Source organism: Hymenobacter gummosus, assembly GCF_003970915.1.
In the GTDB taxonomy this organism is placed as follows: domain Bacteria; phylum Bacteroidota; class Bacteroidia; order Cytophagales; family Hymenobacteraceae; genus Solirubrum; species Solirubrum gummosum.
In genome coordinates, this window is record NZ_RXOF01000001.1 from 450,747 (window position 1) to 466,018 (window position 15,272).

17 protein-coding genes are annotated in these 15,272 nt (G+C 65.9%); 9 read left to right on the top strand and 8 right to left on the bottom strand.

The window, feature by feature from the left end:
• Positions 1–17: 17 nt before the first annotated feature.
• The 8 genes from EJV47_RS02020 to EJV47_RS02055 form a co-directional block, all read right to left on the bottom strand.
• Positions 18–941: a DUF6089 family protein gene (locus EJV47_RS02020; RefSeq protein WP_126691466.1), complete on the bottom strand. Its 924-nt coding sequence runs from the start codon at positions 939–941 to the stop codon at positions 18–20.
• Positions 942–1,070: 129 nt separating this feature from the next.
• Complete coding sequence (locus EJV47_RS02025; RefSeq protein ID WP_126691467.1) at positions 1,071–1,961, bottom strand: NAD kinase; 891 nt, start codon at positions 1,959–1,961, stop codon at positions 1,071–1,073.
• Positions 1,962–1,990: 29 nt separating this feature from the next.
• On the bottom strand, positions 1,991–3,466 hold the full coding sequence (locus tag EJV47_RS02030; protein ID WP_126691468.1) for a POTRA domain-containing protein: 1,476 nt from the start codon (positions 3,464–3,466) through the stop codon (positions 1,991–1,993).
• 3 nt (positions 3,467–3,469) lie between these two features.
• Positions 3,470–4,150 carry a CBS domain-containing protein gene (locus tag EJV47_RS02035; RefSeq protein ID WP_126691469.1) on the bottom strand — a complete coding sequence of 227 codons (681 nt, stop codon included), beginning with the start codon at positions 4,148–4,150 and terminating at the stop codon, positions 3,470–3,472.
• 146 nt (positions 4,151–4,296) lie between these two features.
• Complete coding sequence (locus EJV47_RS02040; protein WP_126691470.1) at positions 4,297–5,079, bottom strand: alpha/beta fold hydrolase; 783 nt, start codon at positions 5,077–5,079, stop codon at positions 4,297–4,299.
• Positions 5,063–5,734, bottom strand: a complete 672-nt coding sequence (locus EJV47_RS02045) for an anthranilate synthase component II (RefSeq protein ID WP_341539243.1) — start codon at positions 5,732–5,734, stop codon at positions 5,063–5,065. The genes EJV47_RS02040 and EJV47_RS02045 overlap by 17 nt, the downstream gene beginning before the upstream one ends.
• Before the next feature lie 119 nt (positions 5,735–5,853).
• Complete coding sequence (locus tag EJV47_RS02050; RefSeq protein WP_126691471.1) at positions 5,854–6,372, bottom strand: CvpA family protein; 519 nt, start codon at positions 6,370–6,372, stop codon at positions 5,854–5,856.
• Between the two features lie 162 nt (positions 6,373–6,534).
• Entirely contained in the window at positions 6,535–6,996 is a 462-nt protein-coding gene (locus tag EJV47_RS02055) for a GatB/YqeY domain-containing protein (RefSeq protein ID WP_126691472.1), read from the bottom strand.
• Positions 6,997–7,193: 197 nt separating this feature from the next.
• On the opposite strand from EJV47_RS02055, the gene EJV47_RS02060 reads away from it, so the two are divergent.
• From EJV47_RS02060 to EJV47_RS02100, 9 genes are all read left to right on the top strand, one after another.
• On the top strand, positions 7,194–7,913 hold the full coding sequence (locus tag EJV47_RS02060; protein ID WP_126691473.1) for a pyridoxine 5'-phosphate synthase: 720 nt from the start codon (positions 7,194–7,196) through the stop codon (positions 7,911–7,913).
• Positions 7,914–8,000: 87 nt separating this feature from the next.
• Positions 8,001–9,017, top strand: coding sequence for a tRNA 2-selenouridine(34) synthase MnmH (mnmH, locus tag EJV47_RS02065; RefSeq protein WP_126691474.1), 1,017 nt, complete (start codon positions 8,001–8,003; stop codon positions 9,015–9,017).
• Between the two features lie 22 nt (positions 9,018–9,039).
• On the top strand, positions 9,040–9,477 hold the full coding sequence (locus tag EJV47_RS02070) for a hypothetical protein (RefSeq protein ID WP_126691475.1): 438 nt from the start codon (positions 9,040–9,042) through the stop codon (positions 9,475–9,477).
• A gap of 24 nt (positions 9,478–9,501) precedes the next feature.
• Positions 9,502–9,891, top strand: a complete 390-nt coding sequence (locus tag EJV47_RS02075) for a VOC family protein (protein ID WP_126691476.1) — start codon at positions 9,502–9,504, stop codon at positions 9,889–9,891.
• Positions 9,892–9,989: 98 nt separating this feature from the next.
• On the top strand, positions 9,990–10,664 hold the full coding sequence (locus EJV47_RS02080) for a peptidase associated/transthyretin-like domain-containing protein (RefSeq protein WP_126691477.1): 675 nt from the start codon (positions 9,990–9,992) through the stop codon (positions 10,662–10,664).
• 53 nt (positions 10,665–10,717) lie between these two features.
• On the top strand, positions 10,718–11,791 hold the full coding sequence (gene selD, locus EJV47_RS02085) for a selenide, water dikinase SelD (protein WP_126691478.1): 1,074 nt from the start codon (positions 10,718–10,720) through the stop codon (positions 11,789–11,791).
• Positions 11,792–12,376 carry a PH domain-containing protein gene (locus EJV47_RS02090; protein WP_126691479.1) on the top strand — a complete coding sequence of 195 codons (585 nt, stop codon included), beginning with the start codon at positions 11,792–11,794 and terminating at the stop codon, positions 12,374–12,376. It abuts the gene before it with no gap.
• Positions 12,377–12,466: 90 nt separating this feature from the next.
• Positions 12,467–14,377, top strand: coding sequence for an ATP-binding protein (locus EJV47_RS02095; protein WP_126691480.1), 1,911 nt, complete (start codon positions 12,467–12,469; stop codon positions 14,375–14,377).
• A 36-nt stretch (positions 14,378–14,413) separates the two neighbouring features.
• The gene (locus tag EJV47_RS02100; RefSeq protein WP_126691481.1) at positions 14,414–15,193 is read left to right on the top strand and encodes an alpha/beta fold hydrolase; all 780 of its coding nucleotides are present in this window, start codon (positions 14,414–14,416) and stop codon (positions 15,191–15,193) included.
• Positions 15,194–15,272: the final 79 nt, after the last annotated feature.

Below are 15,272 nucleotides of genomic sequence, written 5' to 3' on the forward strand. Positions count from 1 at the left end.
CGGCAGCCAACGACTGATTAACGGAATTTGGGGCTCTTGATGCGGGGAGCGAGGATGTAGTTCAGCGTAAGACCCGTAACGATGTACCAGTCTTTTTCATTGCTCTTGCCGCGCATGCTGCCAGCATTATCGAAGCCAGCGAATTCGCCGCTACGGCTGCGGGTGATGCCGCGGCCAAAATAATTGGCAGCGTCGCCCTGCAGTTGGGACGGATCGGCGTAGTTGCCGCTCACGTCGTCAAGATAGTCGGTAAAAGTTTTGCGCCAGCCAATTTCCAGGCCCAGGTCAAAGCTTTTGTTGAGTTTGTAGCGTACGCCACCGCCGAAGGGGATAGAAACCTGCCACAGACCGTAGGTGCCTTCGCCGTTCAGGCGTTGACCTTCCGTGCCCAGGGGCTGCAGCGCGATGTAATCACCCGAGTTCAGGCTAGCCGGGGCGGGCGTGCCATCGGGGCCAACCAGCCCTTTGGGGTTGTGGTGGAATACGGCCACACCAGCGAATACGTAAGGAACGAAGTCCGGGCGCTTCAGGTAGTTGTTGCGGTTTTCGATCAGGTCGAACACCCCTACGGCCGACAGCTCGATGATGTCGTTGCGGAAGCTCATGTTCCGGTTGTAGCGGAATTTGGCGTCCACGTCGGTGTCGTCAGCAGCTTTGAAGTCGTCGCCGGTGATGCGGCCGTACGAGAGAGCAGCGCGGGCCGAAATCCGCGGAGCAAAGCGGCGGGTGAAGCTTACGCCGACATTGGGGCGCGTAGCGGCAAAACGCAGGCTGGTGATGCTGGGCTTGGGAACGACGTCGCCAAAATAGTTCATGGCGTTCAGCGTCAGACCAACGGAGTTGTACTGCTTCCGCTTGCTGAACTGCTGCGCACTCGCCTGGTTGGCTACTAGCACCAACGCCAGTACCAGCATCAGGGTGAGGGTCAAGAGTTTCTTCATACTGTGGAGCAAGGTTATGATATCAAAGTTCAGGAAAGCGGTTTTACCGCGCGGACACGGTTGCAGTCGAAAGCAAAAGTAGCAGGCGACAGGAATATTAAAAACATTCCATAAAAAAAATCCGATGTATTACACCGAAAATCCTGCTGGGTTCCGCCGGTCGAGGCCCCAATTGAGTTTGCTGCGTAAGGTGCTCAAAAAATTTACGTGGTTCAACTTAATCAGTTTGGCGTCGAAGGCCTCGCGCCGTACGGCTACCTGAATGCCAGCGTCGACGGTGACGGAGCGGGAGTCGAGGGAGAGCAAGAAGTTATTGCTACGTCCCTCAATCTCAAAGGATATTACGCTCCGGTCCGGCACAATCAGCGGCCGCACGTTCAGATTGTGGGGGCATACGGGGGAAATAACAAAATTGTTGGTGTGAGGCAGCATTACCGGGCCGCCACAGCTGAGCGAGTAACCGGTGGAACCCGTTGGTGTTGAAACGACTAGCCCGTCGGCCCAGTAGGAGTTTAAATATTCGCCGTCGATGTAGGTGTGTACCACAATCATCGCGGAGGTGTCGCGCTTGAGGATGGAAAACTCATTCAGACCGAAATCGAGGCCGCCGAACGCATCGGGGTCGGTGTCGGCGTGGATGAGGCTGCGGTTTTCGAGGGTGAAGTGCCCGCGAAACAGCGCGTCGAGGGCCTGCGGAATCTGCTCGGGCGAGACGGTGGAAAGAAAGCCCAGCCGGCCGGTATTGATGCCTAGAATGGGAATCTGCAGGCGGCCGACGTAGGTGACCGTGTCGAGCAGGGTGCCGTCGCCGCCGATGCTCAGGGCGTAATCGGTGCCGAGCAGGTTGTCGCCGCGGTCGAAGACAGTGAGGTTGTCGGGCAGGCGAAGCTGCTGCAGGCTTTCGTAGAAGGACTTGGCTACGGCGATGCGAACCTGCCGGGCGGCCAGCTCATCAAACAGGCCTTGCAGGTGCGGCGCCATATCGGCGTCGAAGGGCTTACCCAGAATGGCGATGCGCATACGTAAGGGGGCGGCCGCGACGGACCACGTTAGAACGGAAACTGCGTGCGGACAAAGAAACCACCGAATCCGTGAATGGTGCGGGTGTATTCGAGGGTGAAAACCCTGTCGTAGTAAGTAACCAGGTGCAACCCGAGGCCGGCGCTGGCCAGCAGTTCGTTGGGCAGGCGGTTGGTGGCCGGCACGGAGCGTTCGGCCACGAAGCCCGCATCAGCAAAGGTATTCAGGTACAGCACTAAGGGCACTCGGTCGAGTCGCTGGTCTTTCAGCACCGGCAAATCAAGCCAGCCCGCATCGAAGATGCGCAGCGACAGGCCCTGCCGCAGCACCGCGTAGTGCCGGCCGTCGACTACGTAAGCGTCGTAGCCGCGCACCAGGGACTGGCGGTAGCCCAGGGCGTGGCTGTCGGCGTAGGCCAGGCGGCGCGAGAGGCGCAGGCGGCCCTCGACGCCGCCGCCGTAGTAGAAGCCACGGCCGAGGTCGAAATAGCGGGCGTAGGTGAGCTGGGCCGTGGTCAGCGGCGGGCTGGGTGAGGAAAGGTAGAAGCGCTGCGTGAGGCTGGCCTGCAGAAAGGAGCCGGTGAGCGGGTAAGCGAAGGTGTTGCGCTTGTTGAGGGTGCGCGTCAGTACCACATCGAGGTACTCGCGCCGGGTGGCGTTGAGAAAGTACTCGGGGTTCAGCAGCCGTACCGAGTCGCTGATACGCTCCTGCCCATACAGCGCTTCGAGGGTGGTAAGGCGCTGCACGGTACGGCGCCAGCGCAGGCCGCCCGTCACATACCAGCGCTGAATAGGAAAGCCGTGCCGGGGCCGGTGCGTAAACAGACTGTCGCGCCCGGTGCGGTAGTCCAGGGCCCGGCTCTGCTGCAGCGAGGCGCCGACGGACAAGCCCAGGCGGTGGTGCCCCAGCGTAGGCGTGATGTAGAACAGCTCGTACTTGCGGTTGAAGCCCAGCTGCAGGTTGCCGTAAAGCTGCTCGTTGCGGCCGCGGAAGTTGGTGCGCGTCAGGTGCAGGCCGTAGTCGATGCGGCGCCAACGGTCGGGGCGGTGGCGCCAGGTATCGAAGTTGCGGTCGGCCAAAGAGAAGATGGGCACGGGGAAGGTGTACCACCGCTCCTGCAGGCCGAACAGCACAATGATTTCCCCGTCGCGGCAGGTAGCCTGTACGCCCACCTGGTTGAACAGCTGCAGGTTGAACAGGCGGCGGCGGTTCAGTTCCAGGCGGCGGCCCAGTTGGGCCGCGGGCAGGGTGTCGCCCTCCCGGATGTCCAGTTCGGCGCGCAGCACCCGCTCCTTGGTCACGTTGTTGCCTACGAACAGCACCTGCCCGATGCGCACGACGGCGTAGCCGGGGCACTGGGCGCGCAGCAGGCTGTCGAGGTTGGGGCGGCGGGCGGAATCGGGCGGACTGATGCCGGCGGGCCGCGCCAGCGCAGCGGCGGGAGCGGCCCAGGCCAGAGCGGTAGTGACCAGCCACAAAGCGGCGGCCAGCCAGGCGAGGCGCACCGCTTACAGGTTCAGGTAGCGTAGCAGCGCGTCGAGCCGCTCCTGGTCGGCGCCGGTGACTTCGTCGGTGCCGCTGAACTGAGCCGTAATGACGTAGCCGAAGCGCTCCAGCGTGGCCACGATGCGGTTCAGGTTGCTGGTGTTGATTTTGAGCGTCAGCCGGATGCGGCGCGTGTCATCGGCGTCTTCCGAGACGTGGGCGCTGAGCACCTTGGCGTTGTTTTCCTCGATGTAGCGGCTGATCTGGCTCAGGGAATAGTCCCGGTCGTCCATGGCCAGTACGATGATGCCGTTGCCGGCAGCGCTGCCGGGCGTCTGACCGAAGGCGGCCAGGGTATCCCCTACCGTCACCACGCCGAGGTACTCGCGCTGGTCGTCGAGCACGGGCACCAGCTGCACCTTGTTGCGGATGGCCAGTTCCATGACGGTGTAGAAGTGCTGGTCGCGCTGCACGTGCACGTCGGAGAAGCCGAAGGGCACGCCTTCGAGCAGCTGCTCGGGGTCGGCGGCCACGTCGATGAGGTCGGCTTCGGTAATCATGCCGCGGTACTGCCGGTTTTGCACCACCGGCAGCTGGTCCACGTGGAATTCTTCCAACCAGCGGGCAGCCTTGCCGGCGGAGTCGGACACCTTCAGCGGCGGAATCATCTGGTTGAGCAGGTCTTCGGCGAGCATCGAATGCATGGCGACGCGGGTAAGCGGTGAGGAAAGGCGTCGCAACTCAGGTATATAGAAGCGACAAAGGGCCGGCAAGGTTGCAAGGCCGCCCGGCTACGGAAGCCAGCGGCCCGGCGGCCAGCCGGGAATCTACGGGCGGGCGGGCAAAAATGCTACGCGCCGACGGGGGCCGTGGCGGCGGCCGGCTCCAGGAAGCGGCGCAGCAGCCGGTTGAAGGCCTGCGGACGCTCCATCATGGGGGCGTGGCCGCAGTGGTCGAGGAAGTGCAGCTCGGCGTTGGGCAGCAGGCGGTTGAACTCGTGGGCCACCATCGGCGGGGTGATGGTGTCGTTCAGCCCCCAGATGAGCAGCGTCTTGGCCTGAATACGCCCCAGGTCCTTGGTGAGGTTGTGCCGCTGAGCCGAGCGCGCAATGGCGATGATGCGCAGGCACTTGGCGTTGGAATTGGTGACGTTGAAAACCTCGTCGACCAGGTCCTTGGTGGCTACGTGCGGGTCGTAGAAGGTGTAGGCCACCCGCTCCTGCACGTAGGCGTAGTCGCCGCGGCGGGGGAAGGAGCCGCCCATGCTGTCCTCGAACAGGCCGCTGCTGCCCGTCAGCACCAGGCGCTGCACGCGGGCGGGGTTGCGCAGGGTGTACACCAGCGCCACGTGGCCGCCCAGGGAATTACCGAGCACGGTGGCCGGCTCGGTGAGCTGCATGGCCTTGGTGAAGTCCTCCACGAATTCGACCAGGCCCGAAATACCGGCCCGGGTGAGCGGCATATCGTACACCGGCAGCATGGGAATAACCACGCGGTGGGTGCGGGCAAACTCATCGACGACGCCCTGCCAGTTGCTCAGCGCCCCGAACAGGCCGTGCAACAGCAGCAGCAGGGGGCCCTGGCCTTCGTCGACGTACTTAAAATCGTGGTGCTGTTTAATCTGCAATTCCATCGTGGGGTAGTGGCGCCGGGGACGCGGCCGGGGGAACGGCCCTATTCGTGCAATGATACGCAATCCGGACCCAATTGCGCAGGAGGGCCAGGCCGTGCGGGGTAAGCAAAGCCTCGGGGTGAAACTGTACCCCGTAGAGCGGTAAGGTACGGTGGCGGAGCACCATCAGTTCGGCGTGCTCGTCGGCGGTGCGGGCCAGCGGCAGCAGCGCCGGGGGCAACTCCCCGAGCACCAACGAGTGGTAGCGCGTAACTGGTATACGGGCCGGCAGGTCGTCAAACAGCGGCTCGGGCGTTTGGTTTGGTGCCGCGCTCAAGTCGATTTCCGTCACCTTGCCGTGCATGGGGCGGGCGGCGCGGCGCAGCTCGGCCCCGAAAAACTCGCCCAGCGCCTGATGCCCCAGGCACACGCCCAGCACCGGCACGCGCTGGTGTACGGCGTCGAGGAACGGCATCAGCCCGCCCGCGGCCCGCGGCGTGCCCGGCCCCGGCGACAACACCACCGCGTCGAAGTCGAGGGCCAGCAGCTCGGCCAGCGGGGTATCGTTGCGGCGCACCAGCACCTCGGCCCCCAGCTGCCGGAAGTAGTCCAGCAGGTTGTAGGTAAAGGAGTCAAAGTTGTCGAGCAGCAGCAGGCGCATCTTCTGAACGGTCAAATGGTTGAATGGCTAAATGGCTGGTCGTGCTGGTTTGCTAAATGGTTAAATGGCTAAATGGTCAAATGGCTGGTCGTTCAAGAACAATCAACCATTTAGCCATCCAGCCATTTAACCATTTAAAACACGTTCCGCAGGGTGCTGAGCAGCTCGGCGGCGAAGGGCATGACCACGCCGACGATGTTCAGGGCGACGGGGGTGGCTTCGCGCACGATGGGCAGTACCAGGGAATCCTGGGTGAGCTGGGCACCGAGGGGCAGACCGGCCAGGCCGGTGGCGTAAAGCAGTAGGCTCAGGCCCAGCACCCACTTCAGCACCCCGGCCGCGCCGCCGAGCAGGTTGTCGAGCATGCCCAGCGGGGTGAGGTGCAGCATGGTTTTGAGCAGGCCGCCGGCTAGGTGCACCCCCCAGGCAATGAGGGCGAAGACCAGCAGAAACGACACCAGCGGCAGCATCCCGAAGGCCTCGCCCACGTAGTGCCGCACCAGCGGAATGGCCGTGCCCAGCAGCTTCAGCCCGCCGATGACGCCGAGCACGAAAGCCAGCAGGGAAACCACCTCCAGCACGATACCGCGCCGGAAGCCCTTCACCGCCCCCACCGCCAGGGGCATCAGCAAGAGCAAGTCGAAGCCGGACATTTTTGGGGTCTTAGGGTCTTGGGGGCTTGGGGTCTTGGGGTCTTAACCAGGCTATCCATACAATAGCTTGGCCTCTGCGGGGCTTGGAGTTTGAAAGCCTGGGGACGTAACCAGGCCATCCGAACGACAACCAAGCCCCTAAGACCCTAAGCCCCCAAGACCCTAGAAATTCGTATTGTTCAGCAGGCGGTTGACTTCCTGGGAAATAGCGCGGCCATCGGCCTGGCCGGCCAGCTCCTTGGCGGCGACACCCATGACCTTGCCCAGGTCGGAGGGGCCGGCGGCGCCCACGCGCTGGATGATGGCCACGAGGCGCTCGGTGAGGTCGGCCCCGGACAGCTGGGCGGGCAGGTACTCCTCGATGATGGCCAGCTCGGCCAGCTCGATTTCCTCCAGGTCGGAGCGGAACTGCTGCTGGTAGGTTTCGGCGGCTTCGCGGCGCTGCTTGGCGGCTTTGTTCAGCAGCTTCAGCTCCGTGTCGGACGTGATGGCGCCGTGGGCACCTTCGGCGGTTTCGGCCAGCAGGATCTGCGACTTGATGCTGCGCAGCGCGGTCAGGCGCACTTTGTCTTTGGCCAGCATGGCCTTCTTGATATCGGCGTCGATGCGCTCTTTCAGGGACATAGGTGGTGAAATGGTGAATTCGTGAAATGGTGAGTTGACGGCCCGGCGGCGCGGGAATGCAGTGCCGGCTCTTGCCTCAGGCTGGTGAAAAGGGCAGATGATGCGCGGATATGTGTCATCGGAACGACACTCACCATTTCACAATCTCACCATTTCACCACCTTTGGGGCGGCAAAAGTCCGCTAAATCCGGGATTCATGACGAAGCTAAGCGTAAACATCAACAAAATTGCCACGCTGCGGAACGCCCGCGGCCACAACCGCCCCGACGTGCTGCAGGTCGCGCGCGACTGTGAGCGGTTTGGGGCCCAGGGCATCACGGTGCACCCGCGCCCCGACGAGCGGCACATCCGCTACCAGGACGTGCGCGACCTGAAGCCGCTGGTTACCACCGAGTTTAACATCGAGGGCAACCCCACGCCGGACTTCATCGAGCTGGTGCGCGCGGTCCGACCCGAGCAGGTGACCTTGGTGCCCGACGCGCCCGACGCCATTACCTCCAATGCCGGCTGGGACACCATTCGCCACCAAGAGTACCTGCGCGGCATCGTGCAGGAGTTTAAGCAAATGGGCTGCCGCGTGAGCATCTTCCTCGACCCCGTGGAGGAACTGGTGCGCGCCGCCGCCACCACCGGCACCGACCGCATCGAGCTGTACACCGAGGCCTACGCCACCGGCTACCACCAGGACCGCGAAGCCGCCGTGGCCCCCTACCGCGAAGCCGCCGCCCTGGCCCAGCAGCTCGGCCTGGGCGTGAATGCCGGCCACGACCTGGACCTCGACAACCTCGCCTTTCTGCACCAGCAGCTGCCCGGCCTGGCCGAAGTCAGCATCGGCCACGCGCTGGTGTGCGACGCGCTGTACCTGGGCCTGGAAAACACCATTCAGCTGTACTTGCGTCAGTTAATTAATAATTAAGAATTAGTAATGAATAATGACCGACCTCTCCAGGAAGCCGGTCATTATTCATTACTAATTCTTAATTATTAATTATTAATTCCCTCCATGCCCCGCCTTCCCCTTTCCGACTTTCTTTCCGGCCCGGCCGATGCGCCCATTTTTGATGCGCGGGCGCCGCTGGAGTACGCCCAGGGGCACATTCCCGGGGCGGTGAGCTTCCCCATTTTCTCCGACGAGGAGCGGGCCCAGATTGGCACGGCCTACAAGCGCATCAGCCAGGACAAGGCCGTGCTGATGGGGCTGGACTTCTTCGGGCCGAAGATGAGCCGGATGGTGAAGGCCGCGCAGAAGCTGGCCCCGAACAAGGAAGTGCGCCTGCACTGCTGGCGCGGCGGCATGCGCTCCGGGGCCATGCAGTGGCTGCTGGAGCTGGCCGGCTTCCGCGTCCACCTGCTCGACAAGGGCTACAAGGATTACCGCCGCTGGGCGCTGGCGCAGCTGGAGCAGCCCCGGACGCTGCGGGTGCTGGGCGGCCTCACCGGCTCGGGCAAGACCGACGTGCTGCACGCCCTGGCCCGCCGCCGGGAACCGGTCGTCGACCTCGAAGGGCTGGCCCACCACAAGGGCTCCTCGTTCGGGGCCATCGGGCAGGCGGCGCAGCCCAGCAACGAGCAGTTTGAGAACGAGCTGGCCCTGCAGCTGCACCAGCTCAGCAGCGCCGGCCGCGTGTGGGTGGAGGATGAAAGTCGCACCATCGGCGCGGTGGCCTTGCCCGCCGGCTTGTTTGAGCAGATGCGCCGGGCGCCGCTGCTGGTGCTGGAGGTGCCGCGGGCCGTGCGGGTGCGCAAGCTGGCCGAGGAGTACGGCCGCCACAACCCCGCCGAGCTGGCCGCCGCCATCCTGCGCCTGCGCAAGCGCCTGGGCGGGCTGGCCACCAAGGAAGCCCTGGGCGCTATCGGCGAAGACGACATGGAGAAGATGGTGTCCCTGGTGCTCGACTACTACGACCGGACTTACCTGCACGGCCTCGAAGGCCGCCCCGACGTGCTGCGCGTGCCCACCGACACCTGCGACGCGGAAACCAACGCCGACCGGGTGCTGGCGGCGCTGGGGCAGGGCTGAGCCGATTCTTCCGTAGCCGACCATGCTGCCCCGCCGCCTGCTTGCCGTCCTGCTGCTGCCGCTGCTCCCGTTGCAGGGCTGCACGATGGTGTTCCGGCTGTTCGTGCGCAACCTCAGCGCCGAGCCGCTCACGCTGCGGCTGTACCCCAAGAAGCCGGAGCAGTTCACCCCGGGCTACCTGCCGATGGCCCCGCAGGTGCTGAAACCCCGCTACCGCAACCTGCGGCTGCTCACCGATTCGGTGGCGCTGCAGCGGCAGGGCCCGGCGCTGGTCGTGACCATGCCGCCGCACTCCACCGCTACCTTCGACGGGAACTGGATTGCCATTCCGAACCTCGACTCCGTGCGGGTGGAGCGCCCCGGCCACCCCGCGCAGGTCTTCGATGAACAAACACTGGCCGGACCCTACGACAGCCGCCTGGGCCCGGGTGGGGGTACGGTGTGGCTGGATTTTCCTTGAGCTTCCCGCCTCTATCCTCCTCCCATGTACCCCGTTCTGCGCGTTGCCCGCCCCACCAACGACCTGGCCGCCCTGCTCCCCTTCTACCGCGACGGACTGGGCTTTGCCGTCGTTGGGCAGTTCGAAGACCATGCCGGCTTCGACGGGCTGATGCTGGGCCATGCGCAGGCGCCCTACCACTTGGAGTTTACCCGGGAGCGGGGGCAAATAGCCGGCGGAGCGCCCTCGGCCGATCATCTGCTGGTGCTGTACCTGCCCGACGCGGCCGAGTGGACGGCGGCGGTGCAGCGGATGCGGGCTGCCGGTTTCGCGCCGGTGCCGGCCCACAACCCGTACTGGGACCAGCAGGGCCTGACCTTCGAAGACCCCGACGGCTACCGCGTGGTGCTGCAGCGGGCCGCCTGGACGCAGTAGCCGCCCCAGGGGCCAGGGCTTTTCGGCGGGCGGGCATGCAACCGTTGATAGCGGATGCTGCTCGTTTTCAAGCCACCACTGGTTTATTGCCGTCGTTTATGAAGCTATTCTACTCCACCGCTGCGCTGCTTTTCTGGCTGCTGCTGCTGGCCAACTGCACCAAGCATAAAGACCCTACTCCAACTGCCACGGTAGAATATGCCGGGCGCATCGAAGATTACTGGAGCGGCCGGCCGGTCCCGGGGGCTACCGTCTACCTCGGCAAAGGTACCTGGCTGCTGCTGGGCGCTTTCGGCACCGGCGACAGTCAGCCCCTCGACAGTGCTGTGACCGATGCGCAGGGCCGCTTCCGGGTGCAGGCCGTGGTCCCGCGCGGGCTACGCAACCTCCTCGACAGCTACGGCTGCCGGCTGCGGCCGCCGGCGGGCTGGTATTTCCCCGCGGGGCAGGCATTCGGGCAGCAGCAGGGGCAGTCAAATACCGACCTGACCGTCCGCCTGGAGCGGCGCTACGAGCTGCAGATTCAGCCGCGGGTGCTCAACGCGGCCGTCGACTCGTTTACCGTTACTATCCGCCGGCCGGGCGTATCGGCCCCCTATCAGGTGCGTTGCAGCCGCCGTTACCCCCAGTGGCCCTGCCCCATCGACCTAAGCATCGGGCACGACACCACCCGGGTGGTGCGCCTGACGTACCAGACCTTCGCCCGGCGGCAGCTGCTGCGCACCGACAGCACCACGGCCACGGGCACCCGCTACCAACTGCTGCTGCGCTAGCCGGCAACTCCAGGGAAGGCGCCGCGGTTATTCCCCCGTAACTTCGCCTTTCTATGAACGCCGATACTCCCGCCCCCACCGCCGACGAGGCCATCCGCCTGACCCAGTACAGCCACGGCGCCGGCTGCGGCTGCAAAATCGCGCCCGCGGTGCTCGACAAGATTCTGCACACCACCGTGCCCCAGCAGCCCGACGCCAACCTGCTGGTCGGCAACGCCTCCCGCGACGACGCGGCCGTGTACGACCTGGGCACCGGGCAGGCCCTGATCAGCACCACCGACTTCTTCATGCCCATCGTCGACGACGCGTACGACTTCGGGCGCATTGCGGCGGCCAACTCCATTTCGGACGTGTACGCCATGGGCGGGCGGCCGGTGCTGGCCATTGCCGTGCTGGGCTGGCCCGTCGATAAGCTGGCGCCCGAGGTGGCGCGGCGCGTCATCGAGGGCGGGCGCAGCATCTGCCAGGAGGCCGGCATTGCCCTGGCCGGCGGCCACAGCATCGACTCGCCCGAGCCCATTTTCGGCCTGGCCGTGAACGGGCTGGTCGACATCCAGAACCTGAAGCGCAACGACACCGCCACCGAAGGCTGCCTGCTGTACCTGACCAAGCCCCTGGGCGTGGGCATGCTCACCACGGCCCAGAAAAAAGGCCTGCTGCGCGCCGCGGATGCCCAGCTGGCTCCGCGGCAGATGATGCAGCTCAACAAGCTGGGTGAGCCGCTGGGCCGCCTGGCCGAAGTAAAGGCCATGACCGACGTGACCGGCTTCGGCCTGCTGGGCCACCTGGCCGAAGTGGCCGAGGGCTCGGGCCTCACCGCCGAAGTGGACTTCGCCCGCGTGCCCCGCCTGGAAGCGGCCGAAAGCTACCGGCAGCAGGGCGCCATTCCGGGCGGTACCCACCGCAACTGGGCCTCCTACGGCCACAAAGTAGCCCCCATCACCGAGGAGCAGCGCCACTGGCTCTGCGACCCGCAAACCTCCGGCGGCCTGTTGGTGTGCGTGACGCCCGCCGGCCAGGCACAGGTGGAAGCCCTGCTGCGCGAAGCCGGCGTGCCGGCCGAGCCGTTCGGCCATCTGCGCGCCCGGCAGAGCGCCGACGAGCCGGCCATCATCGTGCGGGGGTAGGTGCGGCGCGTCCTCGTTCCGCTGCTGCAGCTGGCCGTGGCCGTGGGCGCGGCCAGCTTCCTGCTGCAATGGGTGCTGCGGCTCTTTGGTCGGCGGCGCACGGTGTTTCAGGTCACGTACTGGCGCGGGGTGCAGCTGCTGCTCTGGCCGCTGGCTAGCCTGTGCGTGGCCCTGCCCCTGCTGCGCCCCTTGCTGGTAGGCCCGCAGCAACCCTGGGAATGGGGGCTGTTTGGGGTGCTGCTGGCCGGCCTGCTGGGCTTCGCCCTGCCCAGCCTGCTGCTGCACTGGCAGTACTACCGCCGCAACCGCCACACCACCCTGCTTTTCGACCCCAAGCAGAACATTCTGGAGGTGTACGAGGGCGCCGAGCCGGTGCCCTTTCAGCGGCCCGATATCCGCCGGGTGGAGTACGGGCAGTGCCGCGCCCGGGGCGTGTTCTGGAGTAATTACGAGTACCTGCGCCTGCACCTGCACGACGGCCGCCGGGTGGAGCTGACTTCGCTGCTGACCAACCTGCAGCCCCTGGCCGGGTTTCTGCGCCACACCAGCCTCGAAACCCGAAGACGCTGGTTTTGTTGGTTGTAGCCCGGCCGGCCCGAAAGCTACCGCCCGGTCCTTATCTTCCCCGCGGCTTCGGCCTTCCGCTCCGCTTACCTCTACTCCCTATTGCACTGCATGCGGTGGTTTCCGCTCTGGTTGCTCCTGCTCGGAAGCGTGCTGCCCGCGCGTGCCCAGGATACGCTTGCCCTGACCCGGCTGCGGCAGCACCTGCGCGCCCTCCCCGCCGATACGGCTCGGGTGCGCGTGCTCAGCCAGCTCTGCTACGCCCTGCACGACCGCGCCCCCACCCGCGCCCTGCCCTACGGTGAGCAGGCCGTGGCCCTGGCCCGCCGCCTGGGCGACGAGCCCGGCCTGGTGCGGGCCCTGCTGAACCTGGCCAGCTGCTACGCCAACCTCTCCGACGGCCCCCACGCCCTGCAGCTGCAGCAAGAGGCCCTCAACCTGGCCCTGCGCCGCCGCGACGCCGACGGTATCGTGCGCGGCTACGCGGCCGTGGGCGGCATCCACCACGAGCGGGGCGACACCACCAGCGCCCTGCGCAACTACCGCCTGGCCCTCGGCCACCTGCGCGCCCGCGGCGTGAGCACCCGCACCCAGCTCATGCTCTACGGCAACCTCGGCGGCCTCTCCTTCTACATGGGCCGCACCGCCGATGGCCTGCTCTACACCCGCCGCGCCATGCAGCTGGCTCACCGCGCCGGCGACCTGGCCGGCGAAGCGGTGCACGTGGGTCACCTGGCTACTCACTACCTGCGCGAGGGCCGCTACGAAGTGGCCGAGGGGCTGATGCGCAAGGCCCTGGCGCTGAGCGAAACCTCGGGCAACCCGCGCGTGCAAACCAGTCAGCTCACCCTGCTGGCCACCACCCTGCTGATGCAGGACAAGCTCGACGAGGCCGAGGAGCTGACGCGCCGCGCCCTGCGGCTGGCCCGGCAGATTGGCTTTCCCGAGCGCGTGCTGGATGCCTACGACCTGATGGCGGGCATCAATCAGAGCCGGGAAGACTACGAGCAGGCCTACGGCTGGCGGCAGCTGTACGTGGGCCTGAACGACACGCTCAACAGCCGCGCCCGCCTCAGCACCCTCTCGGCCCTGCAGACGCGCTACGAAACCCGCGCCAAGGAAAACCAGATTCGGATGCTCACCCAACGCACCGAGCTGCAGCAGCTGCGCAACCGGGTGCTCTGGGTCGTGGTGGGCACGCTGGTGCTGGGCTTGGTAGGTGCCGGTGCCCTCACCTGGAAGCTGCGCCGCAGCCAGCAGGCCCTGGCGGCCAACCACGCCGCCCTGGAGCGGGCCAACGCCACCACCCGCCAGCTGGCCGCCAGCAAGGACCGCCTTTACTCCATCGTCGCCCACGATTTGCGCGGGCCGGTCACCTCCTTCGTGGGCGTGACGGAGCTGATTGACTTCTACCTGCGCACCGGCGACGAGGCGGGCCTGCGCCGGCTGCCCCAGCAGGTGCGCCAGTCGGCCCAGCACCTCAACGGCCTGCTCGACAACCTACTGAGCTGGGCCGTGAGCCAGAACGGGGAGCTGGCCTTCGAGCCGGAGCCGCTGCCGCTGCCCGAGCTGCTGCACGACGCCACCGAGCTGTTTCGCCCGGCCGCCGAAGCCCGGCAGGTCACGCTCACGGTCACCGCCCCCGACGACCTCACGGCCCTGGCCGACGCGCACATGACGCGCACCATCCTGCGCAACCTGCTCAGCAACGCCCTGCGCGCCACGCCCACGGGCGGCAGCATCCGCCTCAGCGCCGCCCGCGCCCCCCACGAGCCCGCCCGGGCCTTGCTGACCGTAGCCGACACCGGCCGCGGCATGACCAGCGAGCAGGTAGCGGCCCTGCTGCATCCTGCCGAAGCGCCGGCGGCCCCGGCCCCGCGCAGCCACACCCGCACGGGTACCGGGCTGGGCTGGCCGCTGTGCCAGGCGTTCGTGCAGCGCCACGGCGGGCAGCTGAGCGTGAGTAGTCAGCCGGGCGCGGGCACCACGGTGGAGTTTACCTTGCCGCTGGCCCGGGGCTGAGCCGCTTATTGCGCCGCGCTTCCGACCTTTGCCCGCATGACGATTCCGCTTCACTACCGCGAACAGGGCCAGGGCCGCCCGCTCGTCGTGCTGCACGGCCTGTTCGGCACCCTCGACAACTGGCAGACGCTGGCCCGGCGCTGGGCCGAGCAGTTCCGCGTAATCCTGGTGGACTTGCGCAACCACGGCCGCTCGCCTCACTCCGAGGAGCACAGCTACACCCTCATGGCCCAGGACGTGCTGGCCCTGTTCGAGCAGCTGCAGCTGCCGGCCGACACCACCTTGCTGGGCCACTCGATGGGCGGCAAAGTAGCCATGCGCTTCGCCCTCGATAACCCCGAGCGGGTGCGGCAGATTGTGGTGGTCGACATTGCCCCGCGCTTCTCCGATATGGAGCATCAGGACGAGGTTATTGAAGGCCTGAACGCGCTGGATTTCAAGTCCATCGAAAACCGCCAGCAGGCCGACGACGCCCTGGCCCAGCACATCCGCCAGGTTGATACCCGGCAGTTTCTGCTCAAAAACCTGTACCGCCGCGAGGACAACTCCTTTGCCTGGCGCATCAATCTGCCCGTGCTGACGGCCGCCGTGGCCGCTCTGGGCGAGGAAATCAAAGCCGACCAGCCCTTCCTCAAGCCGGCCCTGTTTATCCGCGGCGGCAAGTCCGACTACGTTACCGCCGAGGACAAGCTGCACGGCATTCCGGCCCTGTTCCCAAACTCGCAGGTGGAAACCGTCGTCGACGCCGGCCACTGGGTGCACGCCGAAAAGCCGGAGGAAGTATACCAGCTGGTGACGGCGTTTGTGAATAGCTAAATAGCTAAATGGCCAAATGGCTGGATGGCTAAATGGCTGGTCGTTCCGCTTGCGTCGAACAATCAACCATTTAGCCATC

What these genes read in the sequence shown, in the direction of transcription:
- EJV47_RS02025 (WP_126691467.1), bottom strand. Translation starts at nt 1,961, where the DNA reads ATGCGCATCGCCATTCTGGGTAAGCCCTTCGACGCCGATATGGCGCCG.
- EJV47_RS02020 (WP_126691466.1), bottom strand. Translation starts at nt 941, where the DNA reads ATGAAGAAACTCTTGACCCTCACCCTGATGCTGGTACTGGCGTTGGTG.
- EJV47_RS02080 (WP_126691477.1), top strand. Translation starts at nt 9,990, where the DNA reads ATGAAGCTATTCTACTCCACCGCTGCGCTGCTTTTCTGGCTGCTGCTG.
- EJV47_RS02060 (WP_126691473.1), top strand. Translation starts at nt 7,194, where the DNA reads ATGACGAAGCTAAGCGTAAACATCAACAAAATTGCCACGCTGCGGAAC.
- EJV47_RS02035 (WP_126691469.1), bottom strand. Translation starts at nt 4,150, where the DNA reads ATGCATTCGATGCTCGCCGAAGACCTGCTCAACCAGATGATTCCGCCG.
- EJV47_RS02050 (WP_126691471.1), bottom strand. Translation starts at nt 6,372, where the DNA reads ATGTCCGGCTTCGACTTGCTCTTGCTGATGCCCCTGGCGGTGGGGGCG.
- EJV47_RS02075 (WP_126691476.1), top strand. Translation starts at nt 9,502, where the DNA reads ATGTACCCCGTTCTGCGCGTTGCCCGCCCCACCAACGACCTGGCCGCC.
- EJV47_RS02095 (WP_126691480.1), top strand. Translation starts at nt 12,467, where the DNA reads ATGCGGTGGTTTCCGCTCTGGTTGCTCCTGCTCGGAAGCGTGCTGCCC.
- EJV47_RS02070 (WP_126691475.1), top strand. Translation starts at nt 9,040, where the DNA reads ATGCTGCCCCGCCGCCTGCTTGCCGTCCTGCTGCTGCCGCTGCTCCCG.
- mnmH (WP_126691474.1), top strand. Translation starts at nt 8,001, where the DNA reads ATGCCCCGCCTTCCCCTTTCCGACTTTCTTTCCGGCCCGGCCGATGCG.
- selD (WP_126691478.1), top strand. Translation starts at nt 10,718, where the DNA reads ATGAACGCCGATACTCCCGCCCCCACCGCCGACGAGGCCATCCGCCTG.
- EJV47_RS02100 (WP_126691481.1), top strand. Translation starts at nt 14,414, where the DNA reads ATGACGATTCCGCTTCACTACCGCGAACAGGGCCAGGGCCGCCCGCTC.
- EJV47_RS02055 (WP_126691472.1), bottom strand. Translation starts at nt 6,996, where the DNA reads ATGTCCCTGAAAGAGCGCATCGACGCCGATATCAAGAAGGCCATGCTG.
- EJV47_RS02040 (WP_126691470.1), bottom strand. Translation starts at nt 5,079, where the DNA reads ATGGAATTGCAGATTAAACAGCACCACGATTTTAAGTACGTCGACGAA.